The organism is Colwellia sp. MB02u-14, assembly GCF_014076915.1.
Classification (GTDB): domain Bacteria; phylum Pseudomonadota; class Gammaproteobacteria; order Enterobacterales; family Alteromonadaceae; genus Colwellia_A.
In genome coordinates, this window is record NZ_JACGUX010000001.1 from 295,572 (window position 1) to 307,815 (window position 12,244).

6 protein-coding genes are annotated in these 12,244 nt (G+C 40.8%); all 6 read left to right on the plus strand.

Annotated elements, in window-relative coordinates:
- Positions 1-52: 52 nt before the first annotated feature.
- Positions 53-4,081, plus strand: coding sequence for a DNA-directed RNA polymerase subunit beta (gene rpoB, locus H4J52_RS01315; protein WP_182224111.1), 4,029 nt, complete (start codon positions 53-55; stop codon positions 4,079-4,081).
- Positions 4,082-4,182: 101 nt separating this feature from the next.
- A complete protein-coding gene (rpoC, locus tag H4J52_RS01320) occupies positions 4,183-8,394 on the plus strand; it encodes a DNA-directed RNA polymerase subunit beta' (protein ID WP_182180518.1) in 4,212 nt (1,403 codons plus the stop codon).
- 186 nt (positions 8,395-8,580) lie between these two features.
- A complete protein-coding gene (gene rpsL / locus H4J52_RS01325; protein ID WP_011045492.1) occupies positions 8,581-8,955 on the plus strand; it encodes a 30S ribosomal protein S12 in 375 nt (124 codons plus the stop codon).
- 116 nt (positions 8,956-9,071) lie between these two features.
- Entirely contained in the window at positions 9,072-9,545 is a 474-nt protein-coding gene (rpsG, locus tag H4J52_RS01330; protein WP_070375045.1) for a 30S ribosomal protein S7, read from the plus strand.
- Between the two features lie 213 nt (positions 9,546-9,758).
- The gene (fusA, locus tag H4J52_RS01335; RefSeq protein ID WP_182180516.1) at positions 9,759-11,867 is read left to right on the plus strand and encodes an elongation factor G; all 2,109 of its coding nucleotides are present in this window, start codon (positions 9,759-9,761) and stop codon (positions 11,865-11,867) included.
- A 78-nt stretch (positions 11,868-11,945) separates the two neighbouring features.
- A partial coding sequence (locus H4J52_RS01340) for a GTP-binding protein (RefSeq protein ID WP_259366696.1) occupies positions 11,946-12,244 on the plus strand: 299 nt, incomplete at its 3' end.

Here is a 12,244-nt window from a genome sequence, read left to right on the forward strand (position 1 = left end):
CAATTGGTATTTTAAAGGCAGATCGGCCATAACCAGCAAGCTGAGGAACCCCATGGTTTACTCTTACTCCGAAAAGAAACGTATTCGCAAGGACTTTGGTAAAAGCATACAAGTAATGGACTATCCATTCTTGTTATCAATCCAACTCGAATCTTTCCGTAAGTTTATTGATATTGATCCAACAGGTGAAACAGGCCTAGAGGCTGCGTTTCATTCTATTTTCCCAATTAAAGCCTACTCTGGTAGCTCAGAGTTACAATATGTGAGCTACAGACTTGGCGAACCGTTATTTGACGTCAAAGAATGTCAAATCCGCGGTGTAACCTATTCTGCGCCGCTTCGCGTAAAATTACGTTTAGTAGTTTACGATAAAGAAGCGCCAGCAGGCACAGTTAAAGATATCAAAGAACAAGAAGTATACATGGGTGAAATCCCATTAATGACAGACAACGGTACGTTTGTTATTAATGGTACTGAGCGTGTTATTGTTTCGCAATTACATCGTTCTCCTGGTGTGTTTTTCGATCATGATAAAGGTAAAACACACTCATCGGGTAAAGTGTTATATAACGCACGTGTTATTCCTTACCGTGGTTCTTGGTTGGATTTTGAGTTCGATCCAAAAGATAACTTATTTGTACGTATTGATCGCCGTCGTAAATTACCAGCATCAATCATATTACGTGCATTAGAATATTCTACTGAAGAAATTCTAGATATGTTCTATGACACCACTGACTTCTCAATCAAAGGCGATAAGTTGATCATGGATCTAATCCCTGAACGCTTACGTGGTGAAACGGCAACGTTTGACATTTGCTTGAAAAATGGTGATGTATTGGTAGAGCAAGGACGTCGTATAACTGCCCGTCATATTCGTTCTTTATCTAAAGAAAACCTTGAAAAGCTTGAAGTTCCAGCTGAGTACATCGTTGGTAAGGTTTTATCTAAAGCTTACATTGATGAGTCTACTGGTGAAGTTATCGCTGAAGCCAATGCTGAAATAACATTAGAGCTATTAGCAGAGCTTAGCCAAGCAGGTCATAAAGTTCTTTCTACATTGTACATGAATGAATTCGATGTCGGTTCATATATGTCTGACACTATTCGTGTTGATGGTACCTCAAATAAGCTTGAAGCTTTAGTTGAGATTTACCGTATGATGCGTCCAGGCGAGCCGCCAACAAAAGATGCAGCAGAAACGTTATTTACTAACTTATTTTTCGCATCAGAACGTTATGACTTATCAACGGTAGGTCGTATGAAGTTCAACCGTCGTGTTGGTAATTCAGACGATGTTGGTACAGGCATTTTATCTAACGATGACATTATTTCAGTAATGAGAACTTTAATCGCCATTCGTGACGGTAAAGGCGAAACTGACGATATCGATCACTTAGGTAACCGTCGTATTCGCTCTGTAGGCGAAATGGCAGAAAACCAATTCCGTGTTGGTTTAGTGCGTGTTGAACGTGCGGTTCGTGAGCGTTTAAGTCTTGGTGACTTAGATGCGATCATGCCACAAGATTTAATTAACGCTAAGCCAATTTCTGCGGCTGTGAAAGAATTCTTTGGTTCTTCACAATTGTCACAGTTTATGGATCAGAACAACCCGTTATCAGAAGTGACGCATAAACGTCGTATCTCAGCATTAGTCCCAGGCGGTCTAACGCGTGAACGTGCCGGTTTTGAAGTTCGAGATGTACATCCTACCCATTATGGTCGTGTATGTCCTATTGAAACGCCGGAAGGTCCAAACATTGGTTTGATCAATTCACTTTCGTGTTATGCACGTACTAACGATTATGGGTTCTTAGAAACTCCTTATCGTAAAGTAATTGATGGTTTAGTAACTGATGAGATAGATTATTTATCAGCAATTGAAGAAGGTAACTTCGTTATTGCCCAAACGACTGCTGCGGTTGATAGTGAAGGTAAGTTAGTTGATGGCTTAGTACAATGTCGTCACAAAAATGAATTTACACTTATTTCAGCAGAACAAGTTCAATATATGGACGTCTCGCCACAACAGATCATTTCAGTTGCAGCAAGTTTAATTCCATTCCTCGAGCACGATGATGCTAACAGAGCCTTGATGGGTTCAAACATGCAACGTCAAGCGGTACCAACTCTTATCGTTGATAAGCCTTTAGTCGGTACGGGTATGGAAAAAGTAGTTGCTGTTGACTCAGGTGTTACAGCCGTTGCTAAACGTGGTGGTGTAGTCAGCTATGTAGACTCTTCACGTATTGTTGTTAAAGTTAACGAAGATGAAATGCATGCTGGTGAAGCAGGTATTGATATTTACAACTTAACAAAATACACACGTTCTAACCAAAATACATGTATCAACCAGCGTCCACAGTGTCGTATGGGCGAACCTGTAACTCGTGGTGATGTTTTAGCCGATGGTCCTTCAACGGACATGGGTGAATTAGCCCTTGGTCAAAACATGCGTATAGCGTTTATGCCTTGGAATGGTTACAACTTCGAAGATTCAATGTTGTTATCTGAACGTGTTGCTACTGAAGATCGTTTTACTACGGTACATATTCAAGAGTTAACCTGTATCGCGCGTGACACAAAATTAGGTAGTGAAGAAATTACTTCTGATATCCCTAACGTAGGCGAATCAGCATTATCTAAATTAGATGAAGCGGGTGTTGTTTACATCGGTGCTGAAGTTAATGGTGGCGACATCTTAGTGGGTAAAGTTACTCCTAAAGGTGAAACTCAATTAACACCAGAAGAAAAACTTTTAAGAGCAATCTTTGGTGAAAAAGCTGCTGACGTTAAAGACAGCTCTTTACGTGTACCTAATTCAGTTAAAGGTACTATCATCGACGTGCAAATCTTCACCCGTGACGGTGTAGAAAAAGATAAGCGCGCTGTTGAAATTGAAGAATTACAACTTAAAGAAGTTAAGAAAGATTTAGGCGATGAATTTAGCATCTTAGAAGATGGTATTTATGCTCGTGCTAAAAATCTCCTTTTATCTGCTGGCTTAAACGAATCAGACATTAATAGTATGTCTCGTGCAAATTGGTTAGTTCAAAACTTGTCTGACGAAGGTCAACAATCTGAACTTGAACAAATTGCTGAGCAATACGACAACATTAAAGCTGACTTTGATAAGAAGTTTGAAATTAAACGTCGTAAGATCACCCAAGGTGCTGATTTGGCTCCAGGTGTTCTTAAAATCATCAAAGTTTATTTAGCGATAAAACGCCACATCCAACCGGGTGATAAAATGGCCGGTCGTCATGGTAACAAAGGTGTTATTTCAAACGTAGTTCCAGTAGAAGATATGCCTTACGATCAGTTTGGTGTTCCTGTTGATGTGGTACTTAACCCGTTAGGTGTTCCATCACGTATGAACATTGGTCAGATCTTAGAGACTCATCTAGGTATGGCGTGTCGTGGTATTGGCGAAAAAATCAACCGTATGTTAGAAGCACAACAAGAAATTCATAAACTACGTAACTTCATTCAAGAAGTTTACAATGTTGGTGAATCTCGTCAAGTTGTTGACATTGCAAGTTTCTCTGATGACGAAGTGATGCGTTTAGCGAACAACTTACGTGCTGGTCTTCCTATTGCTACACCCGCTTTTGATGGTGCTGCAGAGAAAGAAATCAAAGAGATGTTCAAACTTGCAGATATGCCTGAAAGTGGTCAGTTTATCTTAACTGATGGTCGTACTGGTCGTGAATTTGAACGTCCTGTAACGGTTGGCTACATGTATATGTTAAAACTTAACCATTTGGTTGATGACAAAATGCATGCACGTTCAACAGGCTCTTACTCATTAGTTACGCAACAACCACTTGGTGGTAAAGCGCAATTTGGTGGTCAACGCTTTGGTGAGATGGAAGTATGGGCACTAGAAGCTTACGGTGCTGCTTACACGCTACAAGAAATGTTAACGGTTAAATCTGATGATGTTAACGGTCGTACTAAGATGTATAAAAACTTAGTAGACGGTGATCACAGAATGGAACCAGGCATTCCTGAATCATTCAACGTACTGTTGAAAGAAATTCGTTCGTTAGGTATTAACATCGAATTAGACCAGGACTAGCCTCCAAAGCTGCATGCTGACTATCAATTTGATGAGTCAGTACACGGAGAAAGCAGGCAACTGCTTTCTCTTTAAGGTTTAACTCCGACAGGAGAAGAAGTGTGAAAGATTTACTTAAGTTTCTTAAGCAACAAAATCAAACAGAAGAGTTCGATGGTATACGTATCGGACTAGCCTCACCTGACCAGATTCGTTCTTGGTCATTTGGTGAAGTAAAAAAACCTGAAACGATTAACTACCGTACGTTCAAACCTGAACGTGATGGCTTGTTTTGTGCGCGTATTTTTGGTCCAGTAAAAGATTACGAATGTCTATGTGGCAAATATAAGCGTTTAAAGCATCGTGGTGTTATTTGTGAAAAATGTGGCGTTGAAGTTACATTAACAAAAGTTCGTCGTGACCGTATGGGCCATATCGAATTAGCTAGCCCCGTTGCACATATCTGGTTCTTAAAATCATTACCTTCACGTATTGGTTTGTTACTTGATATGACGCTTCGTGATATCGAACGTGTCCTTTACTTTGAATCCTATGTTGTTACTGAACCTGGTATGACAACATTAGAAAAAAGCCAAATTCTAACTGAAGAAGAATATCTTGACGCGTTAGAAGAACACGGTGATGAATTTGACGCCCTAATGGGTGCAGAAGCTGTTTTAGCTTTACTACAACAAATCGATTTAGAAGGCGAAGTAGCGCAAATGCGTGAAGAGCTTCCTGAAATTGGTAGTGAAACTAAGCGTAAAAAAGTGACAAAACGTTTAAAGTTAATGGAAGCATTTGCCGCTTCAGGTAACAAACCTGAGTGGATGATCATGAACGTACTGCCCATTTTACCACCGGATTTACGTCCGTTAGTACCTTTGGATGGTGGCCGTTTTGCTACGTCTGATTTGAACGATTTATACCGTCGTGTTATTAACCGTAACAACCGTTTAAAGCGTCTTCTAGACTTAGTAGCACCAGACATTATCGTACGTAACGAAAAACGTATGTTACAAGAGTCTGTTGATGCACTTCTTGATAACGGTCGTCGTGGTCGCGCAATTACCGGTTCTAACAAACGTCCTCTTAAATCTCTTGCCGATATGATTAAAGGTAAGCAAGGTCGTTTCCGTCAGAATCTATTGGGTAAACGTGTTGATTACTCTGGTCGTTCTGTAATTACTGTTGGTCCTACACTACGTTTACACCAGTGTGGTTTACCAAAAAAAATGGCACTTGAATTATTCAAGCCATTTATTTACGGTAAATTAGAAGCTCGTGGTTTAGCGACTACGATTAAAGCAGCTAAAAAATTAGTTGAACGTGAAGGCGCTGAAGTTTGGGATGTACTTGACGAAGTGATCCGTGAACATCCGGTAATGCTTAACCGTGCACCAACACTTCATAGACTAGGTATTCAAGCATTTGAACCTGTTCTTATTGAAGGTAAAGCGATTCACTTGCATCCACTGGTTTGTGCGGCATACAACGCCGATTTCGATGGTGACCAAATGGCGGTACACGTACCGTTAACTATTGAAGCACAAATGGAAGCTCGTACTTTAATGATGTCTACTAATAACGTGCTATCACCAGCAAACGGTGAGCCGATTATTGTACCATCACAAGATGTTGTTTTAGGTTTGTACTACTTAACACGTGACCGTGTTAATGGTTTAGGTGAAGGCATGGTTTTTGCCGACACTAAAGAAGCTGAAAAGGCTTACCGTACTGGCGTTGCTGAACTTCACGCCCGTGTGAAAATTCGTATCACAGAATACTTTAAAGACGAAGAAGGTAACTTTACTGTTCCTAAAACGACTTTACGTGATACCACGGTCGGCCGTGCCATTATGTGGCAAGTTTGTCCACAAGGTATGCCTTATGATCTAATCGATCAACCGCTGGGTAAAAAACCTATTTCGAAACTGATTAACCATGCTTACCGTAATTTAGGTTTGAAAGAAACGGTTATTTTTGCTGACCAAATCATGTACACAGGCTTCCATTATGCGATGATCGCGGGTTGTTCTGTTGGTATTGATGATATGGTTATTCCTGATGCTAAATACACTATTATCGAAGAGTCGGAAGAAGAAGTTGCTGAAATCCAAACTCAATTCGAGCAAGGTTTAGTGACTCAAGGCGAAAAATATAACAAAGTTATTGATATTTGGTCATCTGCCAACGAGAAAATCTCAAAAGCGATGATGGACAATTTATCGAAAGAAACAGTTATTAACCGTGATGGCGTTCCAGAAGAGCAAGATTCATTCAACTCTATCTACATGATGGCTGACTCGGGTGCTCGTGGTAGTGCTGCTCAGATCCGTCAGTTAGCAGGTATGCGTGGCTTGATGGCAAAACCAGATGGTTCTATCATCGAAACGCCAATCAAAGCTAACTTCCGTGAAGGTTTGAACGTATCAGAATACTTCATCTCAACTCACGGGGCGCGTAAAGGTCTTGCCGATACAGCATTGAAAACAGCTAACTCGGGTTACTTAACTCGTCGTTTGGTTGATGTTGCACAAGATTTGGTTGTTACTGAACATGATTGTGGTACCTACGACGGTCTACAAATGACGCCACTTATCGAAGGTGGTGATGTTGTTGAACCATTAAGAGAACGTGTTCTTGGTCGTGTTGTTGCTGAAGATGTTATCAAGCCGGGTACTGACGAAGTTTTATTACCACGTAATACGTTAATAGACGAAGCTTTATGTGATTTCATTGAAGAAAACTCAATTGATCAAATGAAAGTACGTTCAATTATTACCTGTAAAACTGATTTTGGTATTTGTGCTCATTGTTACGGTCGTGATTTAGCTCGTGGACATATGATCAATCAAGGTGAAGCTATTGGTGTTGTTGCAGCACAATCAATTGGTGAACCTGGTACACAGCTTACCATGCGTACGTTTCACATCGGTGGTGCCGCATCGCGTGCTTCTGCTGAGAACAACGTACAAGTTAAAAACACTGGTACCTTGAAACTTCAAAATGCTAAGTTTGTAACAAACTCTGAAGACCATCTTGTTATTACCTCACGTTCTTCTGAAATGACGGTAATTGATGAACTCGGTCGTGAAAAAGAACGCTATAAAGTTCCTTACGGTTCTGTTCTTTCTAAGAAAGATGGTGGTTCAATTGTTGCCGGTGAAATTATCGCCAACTGGGACCCACATACTCACCCTATTATTACGGAAGTAGCGGGTAAAGTTCAGTTTGTTGACCTTTCTGATGGCGTGACTATGGTTCGTCAAACGGATGATCTTACTGGTTTATCAAGTATTATCGTTACTGACGCAGGTCAACGTAATGCTACCGGTAAAGAAATGCGTCCAGCATTGAAACTTATCGATGCTAAAGGCGATGAAGTAATGATTGCAGGGACTGAAATCCCAGCACTTTACTACTTACCAGGTAATGCTATTGTAAACTTGGAAGATGGCGCGGATGTAAATATTGGTGATGCACTTGCTCGTATACCACAGGCAAGTTCAAAAACGCGTGATATTACCGGTGGTCTTCCACGTGTTGCTGATTTATTTGAAGCGCGTAAGCCTAAACTTCCTGCTATTCTTGCAGAGAAAACAGGTGTTGTTGCTTTCGGTAAAGAAACTAAAGGCAAAGTACGTCTATTGATCACTCAGCCTAGCGGTGAAGTTTACGAAGAGATGATTCCTAAAACGCGTCTTTTAAATATCTATGAAGGTGAGCCAGTGATTAAAGGTGAAGTTATTGCCGATGGTCCTGAGTCTCCGCATGATATCTTGCGTTTACGTGGTGTTGCGCCTGTTGCTAATTACATTGTTAACGAAGTACAAGAAGTATATCGTTTACAAGGTGTTAAAATTAACGACAAGCACATCGAAGTTATCGTCCGTCAAATGATTCGCAAGTGTGAAATCTTAGACGCCGGTGATAGTGATTTCTTGAAAGGCGAACAAGTAGAAGTAGCACGCGTGAATATTTCAAATCGTGAGCTTGAATCTGCTGGTAAGCAACCTGCTGAATACGAAATGCAAATGATGGGCATTACTAAAGCATCATTAGCAACTGAATCGTTTATTTCAGCGGCATCTTTCCAAGAAACAACACGTGTACTTACTGAAGCTGCTGTCGCAGGTAAGAAAGATAAGTTACGTGGCTTGAAAGAAAACGTTATCGTTGGTCGTTTAATCCCTGCAGGTACGGGTTATTCATACCACCAAGAACGTGCTAAACGTAAACTACAAGCAAAAATGCCTGCCGTTGAAGAAGTCGCTGTTTCAGCTGACGATGCAGCACAAGCATTAACTGACGCACTAAATGCTAGTGATTAAGTAAAAAATATAGCGTTAATGGCCTGTGCTACTTGACAGGCCATAGCTTGACCTATAGAATTCCGCGACCCTATATTCTGTACTGTTTATGTATAGCATTTAAGGTCGCGGATTTTCACGTTTATAAGGGTGTAAATTTCTCATTGATTGGAATTTGCACAAGTTTAACTAATCGGGAGCTATTTAATGGCAACTATTAACCAATTAGTACGTAAACCACGTGTAAGACAAGTAACTAAAAGTAACGTTCCAGCGTTACAAGCTTGTCCACAACGTCGTGGCGTATGTACTCGTGTGTATACAACTACACCGAAAAAACCTAACTCAGCACTTCGTAAAGTTGCTCGTGTTCGTTTAACTAACGGCTTCGAAGTAACTTCATACATCGGTGGTGAAGGACATAATTTACAAGAGCATAGCGTTATTTTAATACGCGGTGGCCGTGTAAAAGATTTACCGGGTGTGCGTTATCACACCGTTCGTGGCGCGCTTGATTGTTCAGGTGTAAGCGACAGAAGACAAGGCCGTTCTAAATACGGTGCTAAACGACCTAAATCTTAAGTTTTCCTCTCTAACTCCTTATAGATAGGAAGAGAAAAAAACGTTAAGTAAGGCCAAATAAGAAATTTTTAAATTTATATATTTTGGATTAATCCTGAATACTACGGAGAATTAAGATGCCAAGAAGACGCGTCGTAGGGCAACGTAAAATATTGCCAGATCCTAAGTTCCATAACGAACTTTTAGCAAAATTCATCAACATCCTTATGGTTGATGGTAAAAAATCTACTGCAGAAAAAATTGTTTACGGTGCATTAGACATTTTAACTGAAAAAAACAGCGAGAAAACTCACTTAGAGCTTTTCGAAACTGCTTTAGATAATATCCGCCCATCTGTCGAAGTTAAATCTCGTCGTGTTGGTGGTTCTACTTATCAAGTACCAGTTGAAGTTCGTCCAGTTCGTCGTAATGCTCTAGCCATGCGTTGGTTAGTTGAAGCAGCTCGTAAACGTGGTGAAAAATCAATGGCTCAGCGCCTAGCTAACGAAATGTTAGATGCGTCTGACAGCAAAGGTTCAGCGGTTAAGAAACGTGAAGACGTTCACCGTATGGCTGATGCTAACAAAGCGTTCGCTCACTACCGCTGGTAAGCTAGCAGTTTTGAATGGATGTATGATTTACCCTTTGCATATGCTTAGGGTAAATACATGGCTAGCAAGAGTTTCTCTTGCTAGCCATACTAACTTTTACGGACTGATGCTTTGTACAGTTCAAAAAGTAGTATTAAACAAATACTCACCGCTTACGCGAATATTTATTTAATAGTACTAATTATTAGTGACTAAGAATTAGAGGATTTCATTTTGGCACGTATCACCCCTATTGAGCGCTACCGTAATATTGGTATCTGTGCGCACGTAGATGCTGGCAAAACGACAACCACAGAACGTGTTTTGTTTTACACGGGGCTTTCTCACAGAATTGGTGAAGTGCATGATGGCGCTGCCACAATGGACTGGATGGAACAAGAGCAAGAGCGCGGTATTACCATTACTTCTGCAGCGACTACCTGTTTCTGGAAGGGGATGGATGCGCAATTCGTTGACCATCGCATTAATATTATTGATACTCCTGGCCATGTTGACTTCACTATCGAAGTTGAACGTTCATTACGTGTACTCGATGGTGCAGTATTAGTGTTATGTGCCTCTTCAGGTGTTCAACCACAGACAGAAACTGTTTGGCGTCAAATGGAAAAGTATGCGGTTCCACGCATTGTTTTTGTCAACAAAATGGATCGCACGGGTGCAGACTTTCTTTCTGTTGTTGGTCAGCTAAAAGCACGTCTAAAAGCAAACGCTGTTCCTATTCAGTTGCCGATTGGGTCTGAAGAAGACTTTAAAGGTGTTATTGATCTTGTCAAAATGAAAGTGATCAACTGGAATGAAGACGATTACGGCATGACTTTTACTTATTCAGCAATACCTGACGATATGCAAGACCTTGCCGATGAGTGGCGTGAAAATATGATTTCAGAAGCGGCTGAAGTCTCAGATGATTTAATGGAAAAGTATCTAGAAGGTGTTGATTTGACTGAAGTTGAAATTAAATCAGCCCTTCGCCAGCGCACGCTTAATAATGAAATCATTCTTTGTACTTGTGGCTCTGCTTTTAAAAATAAAGGCGTACAAGCTGTTTTAGATGCCGTTATTGACTATTTACCTTCACCAACTGAAGTTGCTGCGATTACCGGTATTAGTAATGATAAAAATGAGACACCCGCGACTCGTGCCGCTGATGACAGCGCACCATTTTCAGCTTTGGCTTTTAAAATTGCCACTGACCCTTTCGTAGGAACACTTACCTTTTTCCGTGTTTATTCGGGTGTCGTAAAAACAGGTGACAGCGTTTTTAATCCTATCAAAGGAAAAAAAGAACGTTTAGGCCGTCTTGTACAGATGCATGCCAATGATCGTAAAGAAATTAAAGAAGTACGTGCTGGCGATATCGCTGCAGCCATTGGTTTGAAGGATGTTACTACAGGTGAGACCTTGTGTGATGCAAATCATGTGATCACACTTGAGAGAATGGAATTTCCAGATCCAGTAATTTCAATTGCTGTTGAGCCGAAAACCATCGCTTCTCAAGATAAGTTAGCCCTTGCATTAAGTAAATTATCAGCTGAAGATCCATCGTTTAAAGTGGCATCTGATGAAGAAACAGGCCAAACGATAATTTCTGGCATGGGTGAGCTACACTTAGACATCATTGTTGAACGTATGAAGCGCGAGTTTGGCGTTGAATGTAATGTGGGTAAACCACAAGTCGCTTATCGTGAAACGATTCGTTCAACGGTTGAAGTTGAAGGTAAATTTGTTCGACAATCAGGTGGTAAAGGTCAGTTTGGCCACGTCTGGTTGAAAATGGAGCCCTTACCTGAAGGTGGTGGTTTCGAGTTTGTTAACGAAATTGTTGGCGGTAGTGTTCCTAAAGAATATATCCCCGCCATAGAAAAAGGCTGTTTTGAGCAAATGGATAGTGGCGTTTTAGCTGGTTACCCGATGCTTGATGTTAAAGTAACACTTTATGACGGTTCTTTTCATGACGTTGACTCTAACGAAATGGCGTTTAAAGTTGCTGCTTCAATGGGATTTAGAGAAGGGGCGTTAAAAGCTACGCCAACTCTTCTAGAGCCTATGATGAAAGTAGAAGTTACAACGCCAGAAGAAAACATGGGTGATGTCGTTGGCGATTTAAATCGTCGTCGCGGTATGATCGATGGCATGGACGAAGGTCCTGCTGGCTCTAAGGTAGTGAATGCAACAGTACCACTGTCTGAAATGTTTGGTTATGCTACTGCATTACGCAGTGCAACACAGGGCCGCGCCTCTTATTCTATGGAATTTTTACAATACAGTGAAGCTCCTAAGAATGTAGTTGCGGCAATAACAGAATCTCTTGGAATCTCGTAAGACACTCACTTATAGTTAGTGAAAGTCTAGCTCGGTCGTCTTGGCTGCGCTTTTAATAAACTTTAAGGTAAATGAAAAATGGCTAAAGCAAAATTTGAACGTTTAAAACCGCATGTTAACGTTGGTACTATCGGTCACGTCGATCACGGTAAAACAACTTTAACAGCTGCTATCTCTGCAGTATTAACTAAAGTACACGGTGGTGAAGTTAAAGATTTCGCACAAATCGATAATGCTCCTGAAGAGCGAGAGCGTGGTATTACAATCAATACTTCTCACATCGAGTACGATACAGAAGCTCGTCACTACGCACACGTAGATTGTCCTGGTCACGCCGATTACATCAAAAACATGATCACTGGTGCTGCACAAATGGA